A 25,032-nucleotide genomic window follows, 5' to 3' on the forward strand; every position below is an offset into this window, starting at 1 on the left:
TTCGGCGACTTGGGCCAATTCCGTTGCCCGCGCCCTCAGCTGGCCGCATCCGCCGTCGATGTCCTGCCCCGCCGACTGCCGCAGCTTCGTGAGGATGCCGCGCTCGTGCAGCGTGCGGGCGATCAGCTTGCAGCGCTCCCGCGACGGGCGGTTGAACTCCACGCCATCCACCGCATTGAACGGAATCATGTTCAGCACGCCGAACTTGCCCGACAGCAGGCGGACGATGCCGTCGATCTCGTCCTGACCGTCGTTGACGCCTTCGAGCAGCGTCCACTGGTACTGGATCGGGTAGCCGCTGGCCCGCGCGTAGCGTTCGCCGGCGGCGACCAGCTCTTCGGGCGTCATGCTGGGCGCGCGCGGAAGCAGCTTCCTGCGCAGCTCGGCCTTGGTGGTGTGCAGCGAAAGCGCCAGCGCGGGCCTGACGCGCTCCTTGGCGAGCCGCTCGAATACGCGCGGATCGCCCACGGTGGAGAACACGAGGTTCTTGTGGCCGACGTTGCCCACGGTGCCGAGCAGCTCGATGGCCTCGAGCACGTTGTCCATGTTGTGCGCCGGCTCGCCCATGCCCATGAAGACCACCTTGCGCACCGGCCTGCGTGTGCGCGCGAGCGCAACCTGGGCAATGATCTCGGCGCTTCCCACCTGGCGCAGCAGGCCGTCGCGGCCCGTCATGCAGAACTGGCAGCCGACGGCGCAGCCCACCTGCGACGACACGCAGAGGCCGTCGCGCGGCAGCAGCACGCTTTCGACGGTCTGGCCGTCGGCGAGCGCGACCAGCAGCCGCTCGGAGCCATCGGCACCCGGATGCGCCGCGACCACGCGCGCCAGCCCCGCAAGCTCGGCCTCGATGGCCGGCAGCGCTTCCATCAGCGGCGCGGGAAAGAAGCTCGCGGGCAGGCGCCTGCCGCTGTTCCTGGGCAGGGCGTGGGACCACAGCCGCAGGATGCGCTGCTCGTGGCTGGGGCCGGCTCCGGCTTTTCGCAGCCGCTCTTTCAGTTCGTGGATTCGCATGCGCCCTCTGGGGCTGGAAGCTTCCCGTGCCTGCCGGCGGCCCCTTCGGGCCAATGCCGAACGCACGGGAGGATGGTCGACAAGCCCCGGATTGTGCACGGCGCCGGCCGCCTCAGCCCTGCGACTGCAGCCTCATGGCCCGGCGGCGGCTGCTGGCGATCATGGCCGAGCCCGCGAGGCACAGCACCGCCAGCAGGGCCAGCGCGGCGCTGGTGCCGCGGGTGAAGATGGCCACGTCGAGGCCGGAAAGCCCCGCGCCGCCGTTGCCGAGAACGCTGCGCTGCGAGTCCGGCGAAAGCCGCGCCAGCGCCACGCTGAGCGCCAGCGCGGTGCCCACCATGATCCCGGTGTTCTGCAGCGTCGAGCGCACGCCATTGGCGATGCCCCTGCGCCGGGGAGTCACCGTCTACAGGATCGACGCGTTGTTCGGCGTCACGAAGCTGCCGATGCCCAGGCCCAGCCCCCAGAGGCACAGCGACAGCTGCACCGCGCCGATCTCCGGCCGCAGCAGCGTGGCCAGTATCGCCAGCGCGCCGGCCGCGAGCAGCATGCCGCCCACGCACACCGACTCGGGGCTGAAGCGCCGGATCAGCATGCCCGCCACCGGCGCGGCCATCAGCATGCCGAATGCGACCGGGGCCACGCGCAGGCCCGCCTGCGAGGGCTCGAGCCCCGCGCAGGCCTGCAGGTACAGCGCCACCAGCACCAGCGGCGCGGCCTGCGCCATCGAGAGCAGCAGGATGCCCGCGTAGGCGGCGCGGCGCGCCGGGTCACCGAACAGAGAGGGATCGACCAGCGGACTCGATGCGCGCACCTGGACCCTGCAGAACAGCGCGACGGCGCCAAGCCCCGCGAGCATGAACGCCCACACCGGCATGCTCGTCCAGCCGCGCGTGCCCGCCATCGAGAGCGCGTAGGTCACGCATCCGATGCCGATGAAGGAAAGCGCCGCGCCTGCAAGGTCGAAGCGCTCGGACCGCGCGGGCGCGACCGCTGGCAGCACCTTCCACGACAGGGCCAGCACGCACAGCCCCAGCGGCACATTGAGCATGAAGAGCACGCGCCAGCCCCACCACGACACGACGAAGCCGCCGGCCAGCGGGCCCACGACCTGCGCCAGCGCCGCGACCATGGCGAGCACGCCGAGCGCGAGGCCCATCCTGCGGCGGCCGAAGGCATCGCCCACCAGCGCGCTGGCGTTGGCCATGACGCCGGCCGCGCCCACCGCCTGGCAGATGCGGGCCGCCAGCATCACGCCGGCATCGGGCGCGAATGCGCATGCCGCGCAGGCGGCCACGAAGACGCACAGCCCCGCGAGGAAGAGCCTGCGCCGCCCCCACAGGTCGGCCAGCCGCCCGAAGCTGAGGATGCAGACGGTGCTGACCAGCATGTACGACAGCAGGATCCAGCTCGCCTGCGTGGGCGAGGCATGCAGGCTGCGCGCCACGGCCGGCAGAGCGACGTTGAGCGCGCTGAGGTTGAGAAAGCACAGCAGCGCCCCGGCGCTGGCGGCTGCGAGCACCGCCCAGCCTGCCCTGTCCTCCCCGTCTGCGCCGTGGGTGGTCATCACTTCTGCGTTCAGTCTTCGCTCTTGAAGCCCGAGGCCTCGACGATGGGGCGCCAGTACGCGCGGTCCGAAGCCATGATCCGCGTCACTTCCGCACCGGGCTGCCCCGTGGGCTCGAGGCCCATGCGATCGACCTGAGCACGCACCTGCGGGCTGCGCATCGCGGAGAGAAAGGCCGACTCCAGCTTCGCGACCACGTCCTTCGGTGTGCCCGCCGGCACGAACGCGGCATACGCGGCATTGGCGCGGTCGAAGGCGTCGTAGCCCGATTCCTTGATCGTCGGAACATCGGGCAGCCAGCTCAGCCGCTTCGTGCCCGCCACGCCCAGGATGCGCAGCTTGCCCGCGCGGTGCAGTTCGAGCTGGCTGGCCAGCGCGTCGGCGCCCAGCGGCACGTGGTCGCCGATGATGTCGGTGGCCAGCGGCGCGCCGCCCCGGTAGGTGACGGGCGTGAGCGGCACGCCGATGGCCTTCGACAGCTGCAGCAGGCTGAAGTGCAGGCCGCCGCCGAGGTTGGTGAGCCCCACGCTGCCGCCGGAGGGGTTCTTCCGGACCCATGCGACGTATTCCGCGAGCGTTTTGAACGGCTGGTTCGCACCCGCGGAGATCACGCTGGGCACGTTCGCCAGGTGCGCGAGGGGAACGAAGTCCTTGTCGACGTCGTAGTTCAGCCGCGCGTAGGTCATCGGAAAGAGCACGAAGGGCGGCGTGGCGCCGAGCAGGATGGTGCGGCCGTCGGGCTTCGCCGTCTTCACCGCCTCGATGGAGATGCGAGTGGAAGCGCCGGGGCGGTTCTCCACCAGCACGGGCTCCTTCAGCGTGGTGCGCAGGTCCTCGGCCAGCGAGCGCGCGAGGCCGTCGAGCGCACCGCCCGGCGGAAAGCCGATGATCAGCCGGATGGGCGCGGCGCTGTCGGCATGCGCGACCGCGCCGGCCAGGGCGATCGAGGCGCCCAGCAGAAGTGTCTTGAGGAACGAGGCCATGGTGGGAGTACCTGCGGAGTTGGGAATGGGTGGCGAGCCGGCTCAGAAAGCCAGCACGGGCAATGCGTTCGCCGGCCGGTGCGCGGCCTCGAAGGCGGCCGCGGCCTGCAGCAGTTGCTGGTCTTCGCGGAAGCGGCCGACCAGCTGCATGCCGATGGGCAAGCCGTCGCGTCCGGCGCCGCAGGGCAGGCTGATGGCTGGGTGGCCCGTGAGGTTGAAAGGCATCGTCCACGGGAACCAGTTCGGCCTCAGGTCGGCAAACGATTCGCCGTCGATCTCGATGCTTCCGAACAGGTCCTGGTCGATCGGCAGCGCCGTGCGCGAAAGGGTCGGCGTGAAGATGAAGTCGTGCGTCTCCAGCTGCGCCTGCACCCGGCGAAAGAGCGCGGTCCTGGCGAACATGGCCTGCTGGAAGGCGACGCCGTCGACGTGCTGCGCCAGCGCGAGCTGCCGCAGCAGCGAGGGGCTGAGCTTCTCGCCGTGCGCCTCGGCCAGCGGCGCGAAGCGGCCGCGCCAGCTGGTGTGGTTGATCACGCGCCACACCGGCTCGACGTCATAGCCCTCGTCGGGCATCTCCTCCAGCCGCGCGCCCATCGAGCGCAGCGTGGCGAGCGCTGCCTCGAAGGCGGCGGCGACGTCGGTGGAGATCGAGCGCCCCTCCAGCGTCGCGCGGTACAGGATGCGCTTTCCGCGCAGGTCCGAGGCGGGCCGCAGCGCGTCGAAGTAAGGCTGCGTGGGTACGCCCAGCGACCACGGATCGCAGCCGTGCGCGCCGGTCATGGCCTGCAGCATGAGCGCGGTGTCGGCCACGTCGCGCGTGGTGGGCGTCACGTAGGTGTAGTTGCCGAAGGCGTCCTGCACCTGGCTGTGCGGCACCACGCCCAGGCTCTGCTTCAGGCCGACCACGCCGTTGCAGGCGGCGGGAATGCGGGTGGAGCCGCCGCCATCGGTGGCGATGGCCAGGGGCGCGACGCCCGCCGCCATGGAGGCGGCCGCGCCCCCACTGGAGCCGCCGCTGGTGCGGGTGGCATCCCACGCGTTGCGCGTGCTGCCGAAAAGAGGCGCATCGGTCATGCACTTGGCGCCGAACTCGGACGAGGTGGTCTTGCCGATCAAAATGCCGCCGGCCTGGCGAATGCGCGCCACGGCGAGCGCGTCCTGCGCGGGAACGTGGTCGCGGTGCAGCACCGAGCCGTAGGTGGTCCTGACGCCCGCGGTGTCGACGATGTCCTTCGCCGTGAACGGCAGGCCGTGCAGCAGGCCCGGCGCCTCGCCCTTCATCAGGGCCGCCTCCGCCTTCCTGGCCTCTTCCATGGCCTGCTCGTGGCACAGGGTGACGAAGCAGTTCAGAAGCGGCTGCACCGCGTCGGCACGGCGCAGCACCTCGGCGACGATCTCCACCGGCGAGAGCTTGCGTTGCGCGACGAGGGAGCGCAGCGTCACGGCGGACATTTCGCAGATCTCGGACTTCGGAAGGCGGGGATACTTTTGCATGCGCAAATGATTGATTCGCTCCCACAGCGAGTCCAATACTGTTTTCTCGAAAAGGCATATGACCAGCGTATGGCAGCACCAGACTTCAGAACGCTCCGCTACTTCGTGGCCGTCGCCGAGGAACGCAGCGTGGGCAAGGCGGCACGCCGGCTCAACATGGCACAGCCGCCGCTGTCGGTGCACATCAGGAACCTGGAAGCCTCGGTGGGCACACCCCTGTTCCAGCGAACGGCGCGCGGCATGGAGATCACCGACGCCGGCAACGCGCTCTTCAGGCGCGCGAAGGAAGCCCTGCTGCTGGCCAACGAGGGCTTCGACGCCGCGCGGGCCATAGGCTCGGGCAGCAGGGGCCGGCTCACGGTCGGGACCATGGTGGTGCTCTCTTACCTGGTGCTGCCCCGCCTGGAGAACGCGCTGCGCGCGAAGCTGCCCGACGTGGAGATCCAGTACGTGGAGCTCAACGCGGTGAACAACATCTCGGCCGTCGCCGATTCCGACGTGTCGGTGGCGATCTGCATCCCGCCCATCGCGCAGGCCGGCATCTCGGTCGAGCGCATCGGCACCCAGCCGCTGATGCTGGCGGTGCGCGCGGACTCGCCGCTGGCGCGCATGGCCAGCGTTCCGCTTCAGCGGCTCGAGGGCGTGCCGCTCATCGGGCTGCCGGTGCCCGAGGGCAATCTCGACAAGTCGGTGGTGGCCTCGATGCTGAGGCGGCACGGCGTGGGCATGCCCGTCGCGCAACGGGTCGAGACCATGGTGTCGGCGCTGGCACTGGTGCTGGCCGGCAAGGGCGTGGCCATCCTGCCCGCATGCGCGCGGATCGGCCGGCCGCCGGGCGTGGTGTTCAGGCCGCTGCGCAACGTCGACGCGAAGATGGAGATCGCCGCCTGCTGGCGCAGCGACTGGGACAGCCCGCTGATCCAGCCCTTCCTGGCGTGCGCGCGGGCATCGCTGCGACAGGCGGCCTAGGGCCTGTTCACACTATTTCCGGGGTCGCGTTGGCGATCCAAGGGGCTGGCTGCAAGGCGCCCGTGCGCAGCAAGGCTGGCGCCTTGCAAGCGCGGGCAACGCCGCAGACGGCCCCTTGGAGCGCCAACCCTGCGGGAAGGGCAGCCAGAGCGGGTCTCTCGGCGTTGCGCTCCTAGCGTGTGCGCATGCACACGCGTCGTCGCGCGCCTAGATTGACCCGCCCTGGCTGCCCTTCGCGACCCCGGAAATAGTGTGAACAGGCCCTAGCTAGAAAAGGCTGCCCTGCCCCGCCGTGCCCGGAGGCCGGAACGCGGAGACATCGAGCGGAATGCGCTCGCGGTTGTAGCCGAGACGGTTCGTCGCCTTCTGGAAGCGCTGGTGGATCAGGTCGGCCCACAGGCCCGAGCCCTTCATGCGCGTGGCGAAGTCGGCGTCGTAGTCCTTGCCGCCGCGCATCTCGTGGATGCGCGCCATGATGCGGTCGGCCCGCTGCGGGTAGTGCAGCGCGAGCCACTCCTTGAAGAGCGGCGCCACTTCCCAGGGCAGCCGCACGACCGTGTAGAAGGCGCTGCGCGCGCCGGCCTCCCATGCGGCCTCGAGCACCTGCTCCATGTCTTCGGTGACGAAGGGAATCTGCGGCGCCACGCTCACGCCCACCGGCACGCCGGCCTCGGTGAGCGCGCGGATGGTGCGCAGCCGGCGGTGCGGTGCGGCCGCGCGGGGCTCCAGCTTGCGGGCGAGGTCGCCGTCGAGCGTGGTCACGGTGATGTACACGGCCGCCAGGTGGTCGGCGGCCATGGGTGCGATCAGGTCGAGGTCGCGCTCGACGGCGCTCGACTTGGTGACCAGCGCGAACGGGTGCCGCGCCTCGCTCAGCAGCTGGATCACCGACCGGGTGAGCCGCAGCTCGCGCTCGATGGGCTGGTAGCAGTCGGTGGCGGTGCCGATGGCGATGTAGCTGGGCCGGTAGCTCCGGCGCCCGAGCTCGGTGCGCAGCACTTCGGCGATGTTGCGCTTGGCGATCAGCTTAGTCTCGAAGTCGAGGCCGGGCGACAGGTTGAGATAGCTGTGCGTGGGACGCGCGAAGCAATAGATGCATCCGTGCTCGCATCCCCGGTACGGGTTGAGCGAGCGGTCGAAGTAGATGTCGGGCGAGTCGTTCTCGTTGAGCGCAGACTTCACGTCTTCGAAGCGCACCTCGGTGGCGATGGGCTGCAGCGTCTCGGCCTCGGCCGCCCCCTCCTCCAGCGTGCCCCAGCCGTCGTCGAAGGCGTCGCGCTCGTCTTTCGAGAAACGGTGTGCGATGTGCGTGGCCGCGCCGCGGCCCTTGACGGCGTGGATGGGAATACGGGCGGCTGGCATGGTCGGCAACTCCTTGGCAACTCGATTTACTGTTTATTCATACAGTATTCCAACGATTCACCGTCGTTGCCTATTTTTTAATTTCTTTCTTGACAGAAATTTCGAGAATCCTAAACTCGGCGCCATGGAACTCACCGACATCCAACGCAAGTTCGTCCTGCACTGGGGCGAAATGGGCTCGCTGTGGGGCGTGAACCGCACCGTCTCGCAGATCCACGCCCTGCTCTTCGCCTACGGCAAGCCCATGAACGCCGAGGAGCTGTGCGACACGCTCGGCGTGGCCCGCTCCAACATCAGCAACAGCCTGAAGGAGCTCCAGGCCTGGAACCTGGTGCGCATCACCCACACGCTGGGCGACCGGCGCGACTACTTCGAGACCAGCGTCGACGTGTGGGAGCTGTTCCGCACCGTGGTGCGCGAGCGCAAGGAACGCGAGTTCGACCCCACGGTGCGCGTGCTGCGCGAGCTGGTGTCCAGCCCCGATTTCCAGAAGGAACCCGCCGACGCGCAGGACCGCATCCGCTCCACGATGGAGCTCATGGAAAAGCTCGCCACCTGGGCCGACGAGATGCTGCGGCTGTCGCCAGGCACGCTCGACAAGGTGCTGACGCTGGGTGCCAGCGTGCAGAAGTTCGTGCGCGGCGACTCGCCGCCAGGCGGCAAGAGCGGCGGCGACAAGGGCGAAGACCCCGACGCGCACCACGCCAGCCTTCCCATGATCTGAGGCCTCTTTTTTTGCCCAATCATTTCTTTTTCAACAGAAATATCGAGAACAAAGAACACCATGAGCCGCATCGCGACACCTGCCTACCCGCTCACGATCTATTTCGATGCGAGCTGCGCGATCTGCTCCGCCGAAATGGGCGCTCTCAAGGCGCGCGACGCGGCGGGCCGGCTTCTGCTGGTCGACTGCTCGCCCTCCGCCTTCACCGGCGGCCCGGCACCGCGCGAGGCGCTGATGGCGGCCATCCACGTCTGCGACGCCGAAGGCAAGGTGCATGTCGGCGTGCCGGCGATCCGCATCTGCCGCACGGCGGTGGGCCTGTCCAGCGGCAGCCTGCTGCTCGACCTTCCGCTGGTCGCGCCGCTGGCCGATCGCGCCTATGCGCTGCTGGCTCGCAACCGCTACCGCATTCCGCGCTGGCTGGCCGCAAGGCTGGCGGGGCGCGTTGCGCCGTCCTGCGATGACGGCAACTGCCGCATCTGAAGAGAAAGCAACAACCACCCGAGGGAACCACCATGCCCACCGTCTTCCAGACCGACTTCCGCATGCCACGCGAAACGCTTGCGCGCACCCAGTCCGAGAACACCGGCGCCCCCATCACGGCGGAGGACACGCAGGACTACTTCACCGAGGTCGCGACCGACTACAGCGCATGGAGCCCCAGCTACAACATGCACTTCGGCTTCTGGCGCGCGGGCCTGAACCCGCTGCGCCGCGAAGGCATGCTCGTCGAAATGAACCGCGTGGTCGGCCGTGCGCTGCGCCTCGACGACGCGCCCCGCCGCTGCGTGATCGACATGGGCTGCGGCGCCGGCGCCACCGCGCGCACGCTGGTTGGCGACCATGCATCGCTCTACGCGATCACAGTGACCAACGTCGCCGTGCAGAACCGCATCGCCGCGAAGCTCGACGCCGCCGCGGGCGTGGCGGACCGCATGGCGCACATCGAAGCCGACTACACCCGCACCGGCCTGCCCGCCGCCCAAGCCGACGGTGCGTGGGCTGTAGAAAGCGCCTGCTATGCCGGCGGCACCGACAAGGCCGACTTCATCCGCGAAGCCGCGCGGCTGCTGAAGCCCGGTGCGCGCTTCGCGGCGGTCGACGGCTTCCTGCTGCGCCGCAGCCCCGGCGGGATCGCAGGCTGGCTGCATCGCCTGTGGGCCGACAGCTGGGCCGTCCCGACGCTGGCCGTGCGCGAAGACTTCGTCGCCGCGCTGCACGCGCACGGCTTCGAGGACGTCGAAGTGAAGTCGCTGCGCTGGCGCGTGGCGCCGAGCGCGCTGCACATCCCGGTGCTGGCCACCCGTTTCACCCTGGCGGAACTCTGGAAGGCACGCGGCAGGCTCAGCCCATGGCGGCGCAAGCACATCGTGGCCAGCTACTGCGCCCTGGCGCTGGGCATGTTCTGGCGCGACTTCGACTACTGCATGGTCACCGCCACGCGCCGCGCCGACTGAGCACGACACGAATACAGACAGAAAGAGGAGAAGAGGCTTTTCATGCAAAACGATCCCGAAGAAAGCAGGCTCGCCGAGATGGCACCCGTTGAACCGCAGGAAGAACAGCCCAAGCCGGTTCGCGGCATGCCCTTCGGCTGGTTCTGGCCGATGGCCATCGGCGCCGCGGTCGCGCTGGTGCTGCGCCTGTTCTTCAGCAGCGCCCCCGGCAAGCCCTACTCGGCCATGCTGGCTTCCTTCGTCTACTTCGTGCCCGCGGTGTGCGGCGCGGTCACGGTGTACATGGCCGAGCGCATCGAGCGCCGCAGCTGGGGCTACTACATCTGGGCGCCGTGGGTGGCGACCTCGCTCTTCGTCGGCGGCACGCTGGTGGTGTTCATAGAGGGGCTGATATGCGCGATCGTCATCGTGCCGCTGTTCGCCACCATGGGCAGCGTGGGCGGGCTGGCGATGGGCATCGTGTGCCGCGTTACCAACTGGCCGAAGCAGGCGGTCTACAGCTTCGCGATGCTGCCGCTGGTGCTGGGCGCCATCGAGCCCCAGCTGCCCAACCCCGACCAGTTCTCCAGCACCTCGCGCGCGCTCTTCATCGCCGCGCCGGCAGAGCGCGTGTGGCACGAGCTCAACGCCGCGAGCGACATCCGCCCCGCCGAGGTCGGCGACGCATGGGCCTACCGCATCGGCGTGCCGATGCCGGTGTCGGGTGTGACCGTCGACACGCCCCAGGGCCGCGTGCGCCAGGTGCAGTGGCAGAAGAATGTGCACTTCGAGGAAGTCATCACCGAGTGGGAGCCCAACCGCCTGCTGAAGTGGCGCTTCCGCTTCTCGCCCGACTCCTTCCCGGCGGGCGCGCTCGACGACCACGTGATGATCGGCGGCCAGTACTTCGACCTGCGCGACGCCACCTACACGCTCACGCCGCGCGACGGCGGCACCGAGCTGCGCGTGGCTGTGTCGTGGCGGCTGAGCACCAGCTTCAACTGGTATGCCGACCGTGTCATGCACCTGCTGCTGAACGACGCCTCGGAGAACATCCTGCGTTTCTACAAGGCACGCGCCGAAGCCACGGCAACTGCGGCGGTTCGATGACGATGCAACCCGTCTTCCAGCAAGCGCTTGGTCCCGCGTGGGACCGGCTCGGCGACGTCGTCCGCCGCCACTACACGATGCGGCCCTTCTCCAACGACCACGTCTGCGTGCGCGGCACCATGGACGAGGTCTGGCACGCGCCCTGGGCCGCGCTGCTGATGCCCTTCGGCCGGCTGTTCGGCGCGCTGGTGCCGCACCAGGGCAAGGAGGTGCCCATGGAGGTGCACTACCGCTGCCGCCCCGAGAACGCCACGCTCTACTGGGACCGTGTCTTCCGCTTCCCCGGCAGGCCGCCCTTCCACTTCCGCTCGCACATGGAACACGACGCCGCCCATGGCAGCGAGGTGACCGAGTACGTGCGCTTCGGCATCGGCATGCGCCTCGCGGTGAGCGCCGAAGAGGGCGCACTCGTGTTCCGCGACCTGGGCTACGTCTGGCGCATCGCGGGGCTGCGCATTCCGCTGCCGCTCGGCCTGTTCATGGGCACCGCCTATGTGGGGGAACGGCCCGATCCGGCCGACGCCGACCGCTTCACCATGAAGATGCTGCTGCGCCACCGCTGGTTCGGCGACGTGTTCCGCTACGGCGGGCGCTTCCACCTCGGCCCGCGAACGGGATCACAATGAGCGCACCATGCCTCGCCGCCCAGAAAACCTCTACGCCCAGTACCACGCGCACGTCTATTTCGGCCCCGACACGCTGGCGCGGGCCAAGGCGCTCTGCGAAAGCGCGGGCCGCGAGCTGATGGTGGTGGTCGGCCGCGTGCACGAGCGGCTGGTGGGCCCGCATCCTCACTGGAGCTGCCAGCTCGCCTTCGACGCCGCCGAGTTCGACCAGGTCATCGGATGGCTCGAAGCCAACCGCGACGGGCTCGACGTGTTCGTGCACGGCGTGACCGGCGACGACCTCGCCGACCACACGACGCACGCCATGTGGCTGGGCGAGGAAAGCGAACTCGACCTGCGGATGTTCCGCCGTTAGGCCGTCTCTTCAGCGCCGGCGCCGTGCACCTTGAAGAAGGCGGCGCCCTCCACCTTCTGCCCGATGGCCTTCTCGTAGGCCGCGCGCACGTCGTCGGGCTGCCCGGCCTGCCCGAAGAAATCCTTCAGATACGGCCCCAGCAGCGGATGCGCCGCCAGCTCCTTGCGCGGCAGGCCATGGATCATCTCGTCGCGGCACGCCGAGGGCAGGAACACGTCGCGGTTCCTTTCCGGATCGCGGATCAGCCCCTTGGGCTCGTACGCCGGGTCGGCCTGCATCGCCTCCAGTTCCTCGAAGAAGCGGCGGCGCATCATCACGATGCCCTTGTCGCTCTGGCCCAGCTTCTCGCGCGTGCGGTCGGTGATGGCGCCCTGCCCCACCCACACCACGAAGTCCTGGTTGGCGACGTGGCTGGTGATCCATCGGCCCGTCGCCGGGTCCTTGATGGGCCCGTACCAGGAAGGAATGCGCTCCTGCACGTAAGGCTCCTGCTCGTTCGGCACGCGGCTCAGCACCCACAGCACGCTCAGCGTGTTGTGGTCGTCGATGGGCACGCGCCATTCGAAGTGGTGGCCCAGGAAGAAGCCGTTGGGCCACAGCGTGACGCGGCCGGTGGTCCACATCACGTTGTCCTCGCGCTCGCCGCCGCGCAGGCGCCTGTAGACGAAACCGTGCTCGAACTCCTCGAAAGCCAGCTTCAGGTGCGTGGGCACATACGGCCCTGCATCGCCCTGCAGGCGCGTGGTCCAGTTGTTGTGTGTCCACTCGAAGTGCACCGGGTCGATGGAGTTCTCCTGACACTGGAACCAGTTGCAAGGAATCTGTGCGAACACCGCCTGCGCGAAGCCGTTCGCGCAGTTGAAGAGCTCCCAGTCGGGCAAGAGCGGCGCCGGCTGCGGGCCCATGTAGGCCCAGAGCAGCCCGGCCTTCTCCTGCACCGGGTAGGCCTTGATCTTCGTGTTCCTGCGCATGCGCGCGCCGGGGTCCAGCGTTTCCTCGAAGGGCTGGTGCACGCACTGGCCGCTCTGGTCGTATTGCCAGCCGTGGTAGCTGCAGCGCAGGCCGCATTGCTCGACATAGCCGTACGACATGTCGGCGTTGCGGTGCGGGCAGCGGCGATCGACCAGGCCGTAGTTGCCGCTCAGGTCCTTGTAGAGCACCAGGTCCTCGCCGAGGATGCGCAGCGGCTTCACCGCCTTGCCGTCGAACTCACTCGCGCCGGCAATCGGGTGCCAGTAGCGGCGCAGGTAGTCGCCCATCGGCTTGCCGGGGCCCACTTCGGTCAGCAGGCGGTTCTTCTCTTCGCTCAACATTGCTCGGTCTCCTTGTCGCTTGTGTTCAATCGGCGCGGATGCCGAACTCGCGCACCAGCTTGCCGAAGCGCTGGTCGTCGTCGGAAATCTGCTTCGCCAGCACGGCCGGCGCACCGCCCACGGGTTCGATGCCGAGCGCGGCCATCCTGGCCTGCACGTCGGGCATCTTCAGGATCTCGTTGAAATGCTTGTTGAGCGCCTGCACCACGTCGGCAGGCATCGCCTTCGGGCCGAGCAGGCCCATCCATGCGCTCACGTCCACGTCCTTGAAGCCCAGCTCGATGAAGGTGGGCACCTCGGGCATCAGCTTCGTGCGCTGGCGTTCCGCGACGGCGAGCGGAAGCAGTTTGCCGGTGGCGATGTGGCCCGCCACCGCGCCGGGCGTGATCCAGCCCACGCTGACGTGGCCGCCCAGCGTGTCGTTCACCACCGGCGCCACGCCGCGATACGGCGCGTGGGTGGCCGAGATGCCGGCGTCCTTGTTGAGCAGTTCGCCCGCGATGTGCATCGGCGAGCCCGCGCCCGGCGTGCCGTAGGTGACGGTCTTGCCGGCCTTCGCCCCCGCCACGAGCTGCGCGACGCTCTGGATGCCGCTCGCCGGCGAGGTCACCAGCAGCAGCGGGATGTTGCCGGTCTTCACGATGGGAGTGAAGTCCTTCACCACGTCGTGCGCCACGCCGGGACCGGCCTTCAGCACGTGCTGCGCGATGGGAAAGGTGCTGGGCGTGAAGAGCAGCGTGTAGCCGTCGGCGGGCGCCTTCGCGACCCACACGTTGCCGATCATGCCGCTCGCACCGGGCCGGTTGTCGACCAGCACCGGCTGCCCGGTGCGCTGCGAGAGCTTCTCGGCGTAGGTACGCGCGATGGCGTCGGTGTCGCCGCCCGCCGGGTAGGCCACGACGATGGTGATGGGCTTGGAGGGCCATGCCTGCGCCATGGCCGCGGTGGCGGCACATAGCGAAAGAACGGCTGCAGCTGCGGCACGGGCCGCGTTTCGATGGTGAAACAACATGCTCTTTTCCTTCTCGGTGGGACGACGTTGGGGTCGAACGCACTGTAGGAACGAGGCTGCGCGGCCAGAAGATATAGTTTCACTGAGTGAACCTTTTTCTGGAGGCCGGCATGTCCGACACCATGGGCACGCAGAGCGTGAAGTCGATCGACGCACTGCGCCGAGGGCTCGACGTGATGCTGGCCATCCAGCGCTCCTCGGCCGTCACGCTGCAGGAGCTGCACCGGCAGACCGGCGTGTCGAAGGCCACGCTGCTGCGCATCCTCAAGACGCTGCAGCAGGCGGGCTGGGTCGAGCGCAGCGAGCATGACAAACGCTACGTGCCCGCGTCGGCCACCGGCCAGTCGGGGCCCGTGGCGGCATGGCGCACGCGGCTTTCGGCGCTTGCTGCGCCTGCACGTGCCACGCTGCAGCGGCTGGTGCCATGGCCCATCGACCTGGGCGTGCGCGACGGCACGGCGATGCTCATCCTCGACACCGACCGGCCGCGCAACGGCCTGGCGGTCAACTACCGCGCGCTGGGCTTCCGGCCGCCGATGCTGCTGTCGTCGCTGGGCCGCTGCTACCTGTCGTTCTGCCCCGAGGACGAGCGGCGCGAGATCCTCGCCGCGCTGGCGCGCTCGCCGAACGACTTCGACCGCGGCGCGCGGCGCCCCGAGAACATCCGACGCATGGTGGCGCATGCGCGCGACCTGGGCTACGTCGCGCGCGACCCGACCTCGACCAGCCTGGATTCGCCCGACCGCTTCGGCGCGGTGTCGGTGCCGCTGCGGCACGGAGACCGGGTAGTGGGCTGCCTCAGCTGCGCCTGGCTGCCGGCGGTGAAGAGCGAGCGCGAGATCGTGTCCGCGCACCTGGCCGACATGCAGCAGGCCGCGCAGAGCATCGAGCGCAAGCTGGCGCAGGCCGGCTTCGGGCCGCCGCCTTCCGCGAATGCATGAAGCGCGACGGCGGGCCCGGGCTCAGAACTCCGCGTCGAGTTCGTCGATCTCGTCGGGCTCCTGCTTCGCGGCAGCCACCCATTCCTTCATGGCCGGCAGTTCCATCACGCGCTTGCAATAGGCTGCGCAGACGCTGTCGAGCGCCACGTCGTAGCTCAGGAAGCGCGTGACCACCGGCGCATACATCGCGTCGGCCATGCCCGGCTGCCCGCCGAAGAGAAACGGGCCGCCATAGGCCTTGAGGCACTCGCGCCAGATGGCGACGATGCGATCGATGTCGGCCTGCGCGCGCGACCACACCTTGAAGTTCTTGAAATGGGCCTTGATGTTCATCGGCAGCGCGCCGCGCATCGAGGCGAAGCCCGAATGCATCTCGCCGCAGATGGCGCGGCAGTGGGCACGGGCCGCGATGTCGGAGGGCAGCAGGCCTGCCTTGGGCTTGATCTCGTTGAGGTACTCGCCGATGGCCAGCGTGTCCCACACCTTCACGCCGCCGTGCTGCAGCGAGGGCACCAGCATCGACGACGACAGCAGCAGCATTTCGGCCTTCATGGCCGGATCGTCGGGCGGGATCACCTTCTCGCTGAAATCCAGCCCCGCCAGCCTGCACATCAGCCAGCCGCGCAGCGCCCACGCACCGTAGTTCTTGCTGCTGATGGTGAGAACGGGTTTGGCCATCTCGAAGCTCTCCTTGGGCGTTGCGCCCTTTGGTCCAGTCCGCGTGCAAGCCCCATGCCATGCGGCTGGCCCGCAACTTGCCTGCGCGATGCCCATGCTGTACCGGGCCTACCAGAACCAAGCCGACCTGCTCTCCCCGGCGCGGCTCGCGGCCCAGTACATGGCCAAGGCGCTGTGGAAGGAAGGCACCGAACGCACCATGATGCGGCGCATGGCCGCCCAGTTCGAGGTGTTCTCGCGCATGCGGCTGACCCACACGCGGCCCGACTACGGCATCCACAGCGTGGTGTCCGACGGCGCCGAAGTGGCCGTGCACGAGGAGAAAACCCTCGTCTCGCCCTTCGGTACCCTGCTGCACTTCCGCAAGAACACCGATGCGGTGCATCCGCCGGTGCTGCTCGCCGCACCACTGTCGGGCCATTTCGCCACGCTGCTGCGCGAAACGGTGCGCACCCTGCTGCGCGACCACGACGTGTACCTGACCGACTGGCACAACGCGCGCGACGTGCCGCTGTGGCACGGCGGCTTCGGGCTGGACGACTACACGCTGCAGCTCATCCGCTTCCTGGAGGCCGTGGGCCCGGGCGTGCACATGGTGGCGGTATGCCAGCCCTGCGTGGCCGCACTGGCCGCGACCGCGCTGATGGCCGAGGACGACAACCCAGCCACGCCGCGCAGCCTGACGCTCATGGCCGGCCCGGTCGATTGCCGCATCAACCCCACGGCGGTGAACAAGCTCGCGACCGACCGGCCGATCGACTGGTTCCGGCGCAACCTCATCAGCCACGTGCCGTGGCCGCACGCCGGCATGATGCGGCGGGTGTACCCGGGCTTCCTGCAGCTGTCGGCCTTCATGAGCATGAACCCCGAGCGGCACAAGAAGCAGTTCGAGGACATGTACAGCCATCTGGTCGAAGGCGACATCGAGAAGGCCCGCACCATCGGCACCTTCTACGACGAGTACCTGGCGGTGAACGACCTGCCGGCCGAGTTCTACCTGGAGACGGTGGAGCGCGTGTTCCAGACCTACGACCTGCCGCTGGGCAGGCTCACCGTGGGCGAGCGCACCGTGAACCCGGCAGCCATCCGCCGCACGGCGCTGCTCACGGTGGAGGGTGAGCGCGACGACATCTGCGCCGTGGGGCAGACCGTGGCGGCGCAAGACCTCTGCACGGGCATCCGGCCCTACCTCAWGGCGCACCACCTGCAGGCCGGCGTGGGGCACTACGGCGTGTTCAGCGGCAGCAAGTGGAACGCGCAGATCTATCCACGCGTGCGCGAGACAATCTACGCGGCGGCCGAGCTGGGGTGAGCTGACTACGGCTGGCGCCGCGCCCGCACGCCCTTGCCGCTCACCCGCCGCACCGTCGCCTCGCCGGCCTGCGGCAGCCGCTCGCGCAGGAAGGCGATGAGCTCCTGTGCCACCACGTTGCGCATCGGCCCCGGCAGGTAGGCCAGCACCACGCGGCGCTCGACGCGCGGCTTCAGCAGCGGCACCACGGCCAGTTCGGGGTCGCGCAGCGACGAGGTGTACAGGCGCGGCATCAGCCCCAGCGCCTGCCCGCCGCGCACCAGCGCATAGAGCGTCTCGGAGTAGCTCACGCGGTACGGCTGCGGCCCCTGCGCGAACTGCGCGCGCGCCGGGTTGCCCAGCGCGGGCATGCTGCCGCTTTCGAAGAGCACCAGCCGTTCCTTGCCGATGGCCTCCCAGCTGGCGTCGCCGGCCGCCGCCAGCGGATGGTCGCGCCGCACCACCAGCACCAGCGGATCGCGGAACAGGTCGATGCAAGTCAGCCCGCCTGGCGGCTCTGTGATGGCGGCCACCGCCATGTCGATCTGGCCGCTGCGCAGCTCGGCCAGCAGCGTGTTCGAGGGGGCATCGCGCCACGAGAGCTCCACCTCGCGCCGGCCTTCCGTCTGCAGGAACTCGCTGGCCGCAGCCGCCACGCGCGCACTGGCCGAGGGAATCACGCCAACGCGCACGTAAGCCCGTCCGCGCTGCACCGTGCTTTCGATGTCCCGCAGCGCCACCTCGAAGGTGTTGACCAGGAAGTCGGTGCGCGAGAGCACTTCGGCGCCCACGGGCGTGAGTTCCAGTCGGTGGGTGGAACGGGTGAGCAGCTCGGCGCCGAGCAGCTTTTCCATCTGCTTGATGGCGTTGCTCAGGGCCGGCTGCGTGATGGCCAGCCGCCGCGCCGCCCGGCCGAACTGGCCTTCTTCCACCAGCACCGAGAAGAACTGGAGCTGGCGCAGCGTGAGCGCGCGCAGGGGCAAGGCGGCCATGGCGGATCCCCGGTTATTGATTCAGTGAATCAAATTATAGAAATTCAAAATTTTCCTTATGAGGACGCCATTACTAGACTGCCGCCATGACCAGCCCCACGTCCGCGCCCGTTGCCTCCGCAGCGCCCCTCACGCTGGAGCAGATGCTGCACGCCATGCCCAAGGCCGAGCTGCACTGCCACCTGTTCGGCACGGTGCGCCACGAGACCTTCAGGCAGCTCAACCGCCGCGCCGGCTCGCCGCTGGCGGACGACGAGATCGAGGGCTTCTACACGCGCGRCGAGAAGCCCGTCGGCGTGCTGCGGGTGCTGCGCGCGCTCGACGCCCAGCTGGTGCGCAGCGCTGTCGACCTCTACCAGCTCACGCTCGAATACCTGCAGGACGCCGCCGCCCACAACGTGCGCCACGCGGAGTTCTTCTGGAACCCGACCGGCACGGTGCACGAGTCGGGCATCGCCTACCCGCTCGCGCAGGGCGCCATCGTGCGCGCCATCCACGACGCCAAGCAGGAGTTCGGCATCTCGGGCCGCCTCATCGCCGCCATCGATCGCGAGGCCAGCCCCGAGGCGGCCGTGGAGATGGTCGAGTGGGTGAAGGCCAACCGCTGCGAGGAGGTGATCGGCATCGGCATCGACTACCGCGAGAACGACCGTCCGCCGGAATTGTTCGCGCAGGCTTACGCCGAAGCGAAGAAGGCTGGCCTGAAGACCACCGCCCACGCGGGCGAGTTCGGCATGCCCTGGACCAACGTGCGCACCGCGCTCGACGACCTGCAAGTCGACCGCATCGACCACGGCTACACGGTGGTCGACCAGCCCGACTACGCGCGCAAGTGCGCCGGGCGCGGCGTGATCTTCACCGTGGTGCCCACCAACTCGTATTACCTGCGCACGCTGCCGCCCGAGCGCTGGGCGCTGGATCATCCGATCCGCCGCATGCCCGCCCTGGGCCTGCGCATCCACCCCAACACCGACGACCCGACGCTGCACAAGGTCACGCCCACGCAGGCCTGGCTGATGATGGTGCGCGACTTCGGCTTCGGCCTGGACCACCTGGGCGGCTTCATGCTCAACGGCCTCGATGGCGCATGGATCGACGACGCGCAGCGCCGCGACTGGCGCACGCAGTGGAGCGCCGAGTTCGACGCCCTGCGCGCCCGGCTCGCAAGCGAACCCGCCCCCTCCCCCGATCACCAAGGATGACCCACGCCATGAACACGCCCCGCCGCCTGCTGCTTTGTGCAGCCCTTTCGGCCGCGCTCTGCGCCGCCCTGCCCACCATGGCCTTCGCCCAGCAGGCCTGGCCCTCTGCCAAGCCCATCACGCTGATCGTGCCTTTCACCGCCGGCGGCAGCGTGGACGTGAACGCGCGTCTCGTGGCCCAGCGCCTCGGCGAGCGGCTCAAGCAGTCGGTGGTGGTGGAGAACGTGGCCGGCGCGGGCGGCGCCATCGGCGTGGCCAAGGCGGTGAACGCGGCACCCGACGGCTACACGCTGGTGGCAGGCCCCGACAGCGCCATCGCCATCGGCAAGCTGGTGAACCCCTCGGCCTTCCGCTTCGATCCGCTGAAGGACCTGGCGCCGGTGGGCCTGCTGAACACCGCGCCGATGGTGCTGGTGGCGCGGCCCGGCCTGGAGGCCCAGACTTTCTCCGACTTCGTGAAGCTCGCCAAGGCCAAGCCCGGCAAGTACAACTACGCGACCTCGGGCGTGGGCACGGTGCTGCAGCTGGCCATGGAGCTGCTGAAGGAACGCAGCGGCATCTTCGTGACGCATGTGCCCTACCGCGGCGGCGCACAGATCGCCACCGACGTGATCGGCGAGCAGGTCGACCTGGCGATGCTGGTGAGCACCAGCGCCATTCCGCACGTGAACGGCAAGCGGCTGAAAGCGCTGGGCATCACCGGCACCAAGCGGCTCGCCGCGCTGCCCAACGTGCCCACCTTCGACGAGATGCCCGGCCTCAAGGGCTTCGACATGGTGAGCTGGACCGGCATCTTCGCGCCCGCGAAGACGCCGCCGGCGGTGGTCGCGCAGATCAACCACGAACTCAATGCGGTGCTTCAGGAAGAAGGGGTTCGCGCGAAGCTGGTGGAGCAAGGTGCGCTGCCGGGCAGCGGCACGCCGGAATCGTTCGCGAAGTTCGTGCAGGCCGAGTACGCACGCAACCAGAAGATCGTGCAGACCGCCAACATCAAAGAGTAGGGGCTCGCCCCCAGGCTGCGCGGCACTTCGTGTCCGCTTCCCCTACCCCCCACCGGGGGACAACACCCGAGGCCCGGCGGAACCGGTACCTCGGTGTTCCTGCATGGCGCCGGACGTTGCGCCCGGCACCCGAATGAATCAGCCGGCCTTTTCGTCTTCCGCCGGCCAGTCGCGGATGTAGGCCTTGAGCATCTTGTTCTCGAAGTTCTGGCTGTCCACCACGGCCTTGGCCACGTCGTAGAAGCTGATCACGCCCATCAGCATGCGCTTGTCCATCACGGGCATGTAGCGCGCGTGGCGCTCCAGCATGATGCGGCGGATCTCGTCGAGGTCGGTTTCGAGCGTGCAGGTGACGGGGGCGTCGTCCATGGCCTTGCGGACCTGCGTGGTGCCGACCTGGCCTCCGTTGCCGACGATGGTCACGATCACCTCGCGGAAGGTGAGCATGCCGACCAGGTCGCCGTGCTCCATGACCACCAGCGAACCAATGTCCTTTTCCGCCATCGTCTTGGCGGCTTCTGCCAGCAGGTCGTCTGGCGTGATGGTGAAGAGCGTATTGCCCTTGACGCGAAGGATGTCGCTGACTTTCATCGTTTTGCTCCTCTGGGAACTCAATCTCGGCTATCTCGGCGGGCGTGCCGTTTTTGAATATAGCCCACAATCGACGCCGACCTGAGCGCCCCTGTCGCGCACGCATGAATGCAGACGTAACGGGGCTTTGCCAGGAGACAACAGCTCAGACAAGAGAAAGGCCCTCATGCCCGGATATTCCGACCCCGGTTTCGACACCCTCGCGCTGCACGCCGGCGCCGCGCCCGACCCCGCCACCGGCGCGCGGGCGGTGCCGATCCACCTGACCACCTCCTTCGTCTTCGAATCCAGCGATCACGCCGCCGCCCTCTTCAACCTGGAGCGCGCCGGCCACGTGTATTCGCGCATCAGCAACCCGACCAACGCGGTGCTGGAGCAGCGCGTGTCGGCGCTCGAAGGCGGCATCGGCGCCATCGCCACCGCCAGCGGCCAGGCGGCGCTGCACCTGTCGGTGGCCACGCTGATGGGCGCCGGCTCGCACATCGTGGCCAGCACGGCGCTGTACGGCGGCTCGCAGAACCTGCTGCACTACACGATGCGCCGCTTCGGCATCGAGACCACCTTCGTGAAGCCGGGCGATCTCGACGGCTGGCGCGCCGCGGTGCGCCCCGAGACCAAGCTCTTCTTCGGCGAGACGGTGGGCAACCCCGGGCTGGACGTGCTCGACATCCCGGCCGTGGCCGACATCGCGCACGAGGCCGGCGTGCCGCTGCTGGTCGACTCCACGCTCACCTCGCCCTACCTCATCAAGCCCTTCGACTGGGGCGCCGATCTGGTCTACCACTCGGCCACCAAATTCCTCTCGGGCCACGGCACCGTCATCGGCGGCGTGGTGGTGGACGGCGGCAGCTTCGACTGGGAAAAATCGGGCAAGTTCGCCGAGCTGACGCAGGCCTACGACGGCTTCCACAACATGGTGTTCAGCGAGGAAAGCACGGTGGGCGCCTTCCTGCTGCGCGCGCGCCGCGAAGGCCTGCGCGACTTCGGCGCCTCGATGAGCCCGCACACGGCCTGGCTGATCCTCCAAGGCATCGAGACGCTGCCGCTTCGCATGGAGCGCCACATCGACAGCACGCAGAAGGTGGTCGAGTTCCTCGCGAGCCACCCGTTCGTGTCGCGCGTGGGGCACCCGCTGATCGAATCGCACCCGAGCCATGCGCTCGCGCAGAAGCTGCTGCGCCACGGCGCGCGCGGTGCGGGCGCGGTGTTCAGCTTCGACATCAAGGGCAGCCGCGCGCAGGGCAAGGCCTTCATCGAGGCGCTGAAGATCTTCAGCCACCTGGCCAACGTGGGCGACTGCCGCAGCCTGGTGATCCACCCCGCGAGCACCACGCACTTCCGCATGACCGACGAGGCGCTGGCGGGCGCGGGCATTTCGCAGGGCACGATCCGCCTGTCGATCGGCCTGGAAGACCCTGCCGACCTGATCGACGACTTGAAGCGCGCCCTGAAGGCCGCGGAAAAGGCGGGGGCCTGAGATGAACTACACCGTCAACGGCCACACCGCGTACTGCTACACCGGCGGCAAGCCCTTCGATGCGGCCAAGCCCACCGTCGTCTTCATCCACGGCGTGCTCAACGACCACAGCGTGTGGATCCTGCAGAGCCGCTGGTTCGCCAACCACGGCTGGAACGTGCTCGCGGTCGACCTGCCCGGCCACTGCAAGAGCGACGGCCCGCCGCCGGCCAGCGTGGAAGAGGCGGCGCAGTTCGTGATTGCGCTGCTCGACGCGGCCGGCGTGCAGAAGGCCGCGCTGGTCGGCCACAGCTTCGGCTCGCTGATCGCGCTGGAGGCGGCCTCGCGCGCGCCGGAGCGCATCACGCAGCTCGCGATGGTGGGCACGGCCTACCCGATGGTGGTGTCGCCCGCGCTGCTCGAAAGTTCGGTGAGCGACCCGCAGCGCGCCATCGCCATGGTCAACACCTTCTCGCACTCGCTGCTGGCGCCGCCGCCCTCCTCGCTCGGCCCCGGCACCTGGCTCTACGGCAGCTCGCGCGCGCTGATGCGCCGCGTGCTGGCGAGCAACCGCGAGGCCAACGTGTTCCACATCGGCTTCAAGGCCTGCAACGACTACGCCAACGGCGAGGCTGCGATGGAGAAGGTGCAGTGCCCGGTGCTGTTCCTGCTGGGCGATGCCGACCAGATGACGCCGCCGCGCGCCACCAAGGCGCTGGTGGGCAAGGCGCGCAACGCGAAGGTGGTGACGGTGCACGCGGGCCACTCGCTGATGAGCGAGGCGCCCGATGCGGTGCTGTTCGCGCTGCGCGACTTCCTGAGCGCCTGAGCGCTTATTCCGCCGCGATGCCCGCCCGGTGGGCGAGCGCGCGGTAGCGCGAGATCTCGCCTTCCATCTGCGCGCGGAATGCGGCCGCGCCGATGGCCACCGGCTCCATGCCCTGCGCGCGCAGTTGGGCCTGCAGCGCCGGGTGGCCCATGGTGGCGACCACCGTGCGAGCGAGCTTGTCGATCACCGGCGCCGGCGTGCGTGCCGGCGCGGCAAAGCCGTACCAGGCGTCGAAGGTGGCCTCTGGCAGGCCCTGCTCGGCCAGCGTGCGCACCTCGGGCAGCATGCTGGAGCGCGTCGCGCCCACGATGCCCAGCGCACGCAGCTTGCCCGCGCGCACGTGCGGCGCCACGGCGGCCACGGTATCGATGGCGATTTCGACCTCGCCGCCGATCACCGCCAGCGAACTCTGGCTGCTGCCCTTGTACGGAATGTCCTGCAGCTGGATGCCCGCGGCCATTGCGAACAGCTCGCCCGACAGGTGCGGCCCCGAGCCCGAACCGAAGGTGGCGTAGCGGATGCTCTTCGGCTTGGCCTTGGCCGCCGCGATAAGTTCGGGCAGCGATTGCCAGGGCTGGCCCTTGCCCACCACCAGCACCAGCGGCGTGCGCGCCACGATGGCGATGGGCGCGAGGTCGCGCACCGTGTCGTAGGGCAGCTTGGCGCGCAGGGCCGGGTTCACGCTGAAGCTGGTCGAGCCCGACAGCAGCAGCGTGTAGCCGTCGGGCGCGGCCTTGGCGACCGCGTCGGTGCCGATGATGGTGGAGGCGCCGGGCTTGTTGTCGATCACGACTGGCTGGCCGAGCTGCTCCGACAGCGTCTGCCCCATGGCGCGCGCGACGAGATCGGTGCCGCCGCCGGGCGGAAAGGGCACGACCAGCCGGATGGGCCGTCCGGGCCAGGTGCCCTGTGCGAAGGCGGGCGCATGGAGACCCGCGACGGCGGAGGCGGAAAGCAGCAGGCCGAAGCGGCGGCGTGAGATGGCGATGTCCATGGTGCGTGTCAGGAGAGAGTGGAAGCGGATTGCGAAAGACGGCCTGCGGCCCACGGCGCAAGGCCCGGCTCGCCCAGGTCCCAGTAGAGGCCGGCCATGATCTGCAGGCCCTCGCGCGCCAGCGGCGCGAGCAGGTGCTCGTTGGGCGCGTGCTGCGCACAGGCCGGGTACGAATGCGGCACCCACAGCGTGGGCAGCCCCAGCAGGTCGGCGAAGACGTCGTTGGGCAGCGAGCCGGCGAGGTTGGGCAGCAGGTCGAGCCGCTGGCCGCTGCTTTCCTCGATGGACTTGCGCGCCCAGCCCACCCAGGGGTTCTCCACGTCGAGCCGCGTCGCGGCGCCAGTCAGCGTGACCTGCACCTCGACCTGGCCGAAGCCGTGCGCGTCGAGGTGCGCGCGAACGATCTTCTGCAGGTCCTGCCACGGCGTGCCGACCACGAAGCGCAGCTGGCAGTGCGCCACGGCCTCGGAGGGAATCGCGTTGACGGGCCGCTGCGGCGAGCCCGCGCCAAGCGCCAGCACCTCGATGGTGTTCCAGGCCACGAGCCGCTCCGCCGGGCTCAGGCCCGGTTCGCCCCAGGCCTCGTCGACCTCGGGATCGTCCGCGCCGCCGCCGATGGCGATGCTGGCCAGCGCGTCGCGCACCGCCCGCGCCACCGGCGGCGGACGCAGCGCCTCGACGAGGATGCGGCCGCGCGCATCCACCAGCGAGGCCACCGCATGGCTGATGACCGTGCCCGGGTTGACCAGCACGCCGCCCCAGTTGCCCGAGTGGTAGCCGCGAGGCCGCGCGCGCAGCCGCAGGCTGAAGTTGACCGCGCCGCGCGAGCCGAGGAAGAGCGTGGGCCGCGCGGCGCTCACGCGCGGGCCGTCGCTGGCGATGAACAGATCGGCGCGCAGCTTGTCGCGCTGCTGCTCGCACACCGCGTGAAGGCCGGGCGAGGCAGCCTCCTCGCCCATCTCGATGAGCCAGGTCACGTTGTAGCCCAGGCGGCCGCCACGGGCTTCCAGCGCTGCAGCCAGGCCGCCCAGGTTGATGCTGTGCTGGCCCTTGTTGTCGGCCGTGCCGCGTCCGTACCAGCGCTCGCCGCGC

General features: G+C 69.2%; 26 protein-coding genes. 13 read left to right on the forward strand and 13 right to left on the reverse strand.

Features of this window, described 5'->3' with window-relative positions:
* The 5 genes from QMO14_RS27605 to QMO14_RS27625 form a co-directional block, all read right to left on the reverse strand.
* A partial coding sequence (locus QMO14_RS27605; protein WP_301511081.1) for an RNA methyltransferase occupies window positions 1-1,014 on the reverse strand: 1,014 nt, incomplete at its 3' end.
* Between the two features lie 112 nt (window positions 1,015-1,126).
* A complete protein-coding gene (locus QMO14_RS27610) occupies window positions 1,127-1,417 on the reverse strand; it encodes a hypothetical protein (RefSeq protein ID WP_301511083.1) in 291 nt (96 codons plus the stop codon).
* 3 nt (window positions 1,418-1,420) lie between these two features.
* Complete coding sequence (locus tag QMO14_RS27615; protein ID WP_301511085.1) at window positions 1,421-2,581, reverse strand: MFS transporter; 1,161 nt, start codon at window positions 2,579-2,581, stop codon at window positions 1,421-1,423.
* Window positions 2,582-2,592: 11 nt separating this feature from the next.
* A complete protein-coding gene (locus QMO14_RS27620; protein ID WP_301511086.1) occupies window positions 2,593-3,564 on the reverse strand; it encodes a tripartite tricarboxylate transporter substrate binding protein in 972 nt (323 codons plus the stop codon).
* 42 nt (window positions 3,565-3,606) lie between these two features.
* Window positions 3,607-5,058, reverse strand: a complete 1,452-nt coding sequence (locus QMO14_RS27625) for an amidase (RefSeq protein ID WP_301511089.1) — start codon at window positions 5,056-5,058, stop codon at window positions 3,607-3,609.
* Window positions 5,059-5,127: 69 nt separating this feature from the next.
* On the opposite strand from QMO14_RS27625, the gene QMO14_RS27630 reads away from it, so the two are divergent.
* Window positions 5,128-6,027: a LysR family transcriptional regulator gene (locus tag QMO14_RS27630; RefSeq protein WP_301511091.1), complete on the forward strand. Its 900-nt coding sequence runs from the start codon at window positions 5,128-5,130 to the stop codon at window positions 6,025-6,027.
* A 267-nt stretch (window positions 6,028-6,294) separates the two neighbouring features.
* On the opposite strand, the gene QMO14_RS27635 is transcribed toward QMO14_RS27630, so the two are convergent.
* Entirely contained in the window at window positions 6,295-7,389 is a 1,095-nt protein-coding gene (locus tag QMO14_RS27635; RefSeq protein ID WP_301511093.1) for a PA0069 family radical SAM protein, read from the reverse strand.
* A 124-nt stretch (window positions 7,390-7,513) separates the two neighbouring features.
* Here QMO14_RS27635 and QMO14_RS27640 point away from each other — a divergent pair, with 124 nt between their 5' ends.
* Genes QMO14_RS27640 through QMO14_RS27665 form a run of 6 tightly spaced genes read left to right on the forward strand, consistent with a single transcriptional unit; the run spans window position 7,514 to window position 11,640 of the window.
* Complete coding sequence (locus tag QMO14_RS27640; RefSeq protein ID WP_301511095.1) at window positions 7,514-8,113, forward strand: GbsR/MarR family transcriptional regulator; 600 nt, start codon at window positions 7,514-7,516, stop codon at window positions 8,111-8,113.
* Between the two features lie 60 nt (window positions 8,114-8,173).
* Window positions 8,174-8,596, forward strand: coding sequence for a thiol-disulfide oxidoreductase DCC family protein (locus tag QMO14_RS27645; protein WP_301511097.1), 423 nt, complete (start codon window positions 8,174-8,176; stop codon window positions 8,594-8,596).
* 32 nt (window positions 8,597-8,628) lie between these two features.
* On the forward strand, window positions 8,629-9,570 hold the full coding sequence (locus QMO14_RS27650; RefSeq protein ID WP_301511099.1) for a cyclopropane-fatty-acyl-phospholipid synthase family protein: 942 nt from the start codon (window positions 8,629-8,631) through the stop codon (window positions 9,568-9,570).
* Between the two features lie 42 nt (window positions 9,571-9,612).
* Complete coding sequence (locus QMO14_RS27655; RefSeq protein WP_301511100.1) at window positions 9,613-10,659, forward strand: SRPBCC domain-containing protein; 1,047 nt, start codon at window positions 9,613-9,615, stop codon at window positions 10,657-10,659.
* Window positions 10,656-11,285: a DUF4166 domain-containing protein gene (locus tag QMO14_RS27660; RefSeq protein ID WP_301511101.1), complete on the forward strand. Its 630-nt coding sequence runs from the start codon at window positions 10,656-10,658 to the stop codon at window positions 11,283-11,285. Before QMO14_RS27655 ends, QMO14_RS27660 begins: the two co-directional genes overlap by 4 nt.
* 7 nt (window positions 11,286-11,292) lie before the next feature.
* Window positions 11,293-11,640 (forward strand): DOPA 4,5-dioxygenase family protein, encoded by a 348-nt coding sequence (locus QMO14_RS27665; RefSeq protein WP_301511102.1) that lies wholly within the window; start codon window positions 11,293-11,295, stop codon window positions 11,638-11,640.
* Here QMO14_RS27665 and QMO14_RS27670 read toward each other — a convergent pair.
* Both QMO14_RS27670 and QMO14_RS27675 read right to left on the reverse strand, forming a co-directional pair.
* Window positions 11,637-12,953, reverse strand: a complete 1,317-nt coding sequence (locus QMO14_RS27670) for an aromatic ring-hydroxylating dioxygenase subunit alpha (RefSeq protein WP_301511104.1) — start codon at window positions 12,951-12,953, stop codon at window positions 11,637-11,639. The genes QMO14_RS27665 and QMO14_RS27670 overlap by 4 nt on opposite strands.
* Window positions 12,954-12,978: 25 nt before the next feature.
* The gene (locus QMO14_RS27675) at window positions 12,979-13,965 is read right to left on the reverse strand and encodes a tripartite tricarboxylate transporter substrate binding protein (protein WP_301511106.1); all 987 of its coding nucleotides are present in this window, start codon (window positions 13,963-13,965) and stop codon (window positions 12,979-12,981) included.
* 110 nt (window positions 13,966-14,075) lie between these two features.
* Between QMO14_RS27675 and QMO14_RS27680 the strand changes: the two genes are divergently transcribed.
* Window positions 14,076-14,906, forward strand: a complete 831-nt coding sequence (locus tag QMO14_RS27680) for a helix-turn-helix domain-containing protein (RefSeq protein ID WP_301511107.1) — start codon at window positions 14,076-14,078, stop codon at window positions 14,904-14,906.
* A gap of 21 nt (window positions 14,907-14,927) precedes the next feature.
* Here the strand turns inward: QMO14_RS27680 and QMO14_RS27685 are convergent, their stop codons facing one another.
* Entirely contained in the window at window positions 14,928-15,584 is a 657-nt protein-coding gene (locus QMO14_RS27685) for a glutathione S-transferase (protein ID WP_301511108.1), read from the reverse strand.
* A 94-nt stretch (window positions 15,585-15,678) separates the two neighbouring features.
* On the opposite strand from QMO14_RS27685, the gene QMO14_RS27690 reads away from it, so the two are divergent.
* Window positions 15,679-16,896: a polyhydroxyalkanoate depolymerase gene (locus QMO14_RS27690; RefSeq protein ID WP_301511126.1), complete on the forward strand. Its 1,218-nt coding sequence runs from the start codon at window positions 15,679-15,681 to the stop codon at window positions 16,894-16,896.
* Between the two features lie 5 nt (window positions 16,897-16,901).
* Here the strand turns inward: QMO14_RS27690 and QMO14_RS27695 are convergent, their stop codons facing one another.
* Window positions 16,902-17,867 (reverse strand): LysR family transcriptional regulator, encoded by a 966-nt coding sequence (locus tag QMO14_RS27695; RefSeq protein WP_301511110.1) that lies wholly within the window; start codon window positions 17,865-17,867, stop codon window positions 16,902-16,904.
* Between the two features lie 86 nt (window positions 17,868-17,953).
* Between QMO14_RS27695 and add the strand changes: the two genes are divergently transcribed.
* Both add and QMO14_RS27705 read left to right on the forward strand, forming a co-directional pair.
* Window positions 17,954-19,069 (forward strand): adenosine deaminase, encoded by a 1,116-nt coding sequence (add, locus tag QMO14_RS27700; protein WP_301511112.1) that lies wholly within the window; start codon window positions 17,954-17,956, stop codon window positions 19,067-19,069.
* A gap of 8 nt (window positions 19,070-19,077) precedes the next feature.
* Entirely contained in the window at window positions 19,078-20,070 is a 993-nt protein-coding gene (locus QMO14_RS27705; protein WP_301511114.1) for a tripartite tricarboxylate transporter substrate binding protein, read from the forward strand.
* A gap of 138 nt (window positions 20,071-20,208) precedes the next feature.
* On the opposite strand, the gene QMO14_RS27710 is transcribed toward QMO14_RS27705, so the two are convergent.
* Window positions 20,209-20,661, reverse strand: a complete 453-nt coding sequence (locus QMO14_RS27710) for a CBS domain-containing protein (RefSeq protein WP_301511116.1) — start codon at window positions 20,659-20,661, stop codon at window positions 20,209-20,211.
* 166 nt (window positions 20,662-20,827) lie between these two features.
* Between QMO14_RS27710 and QMO14_RS27715 the strand changes: the two genes are divergently transcribed.
* Window positions 20,828-22,138, forward strand: a complete 1,311-nt coding sequence (locus QMO14_RS27715) for an O-acetylhomoserine aminocarboxypropyltransferase (protein ID WP_301511118.1) — start codon at window positions 20,828-20,830, stop codon at window positions 22,136-22,138.
* 1 nt (window position 22,139) lies between these two features.
* Window positions 22,140-22,946, forward strand: a complete 807-nt coding sequence (locus QMO14_RS27720) for an alpha/beta fold hydrolase (RefSeq protein WP_301511120.1) — start codon at window positions 22,140-22,142, stop codon at window positions 22,944-22,946.
* A 4-nt stretch (window positions 22,947-22,950) separates the two neighbouring features.
* Here QMO14_RS27720 and QMO14_RS27725 read toward each other — a convergent pair whose 3' ends face one another.
* Entirely contained in the window at window positions 22,951-23,940 is a 990-nt protein-coding gene (locus QMO14_RS27725; protein WP_301511122.1) for a tripartite tricarboxylate transporter substrate binding protein, read from the reverse strand.
* An 8-nt stretch (window positions 23,941-23,948) separates the two neighbouring features.
* On the reverse strand, window positions 23,949-25,032 hold a 1,084-nt coding region (locus QMO14_RS27730; RefSeq protein ID WP_301511124.1), incomplete at its 5' end, for a M20/M25/M40 family metallo-hydrolase.

The organism is Variovorax sp. CAN15 (genome assembly GCF_030462475.1).
GTDB lineage: Bacteria > Pseudomonadota > Gammaproteobacteria > Burkholderiales > Burkholderiaceae_C > Variovorax.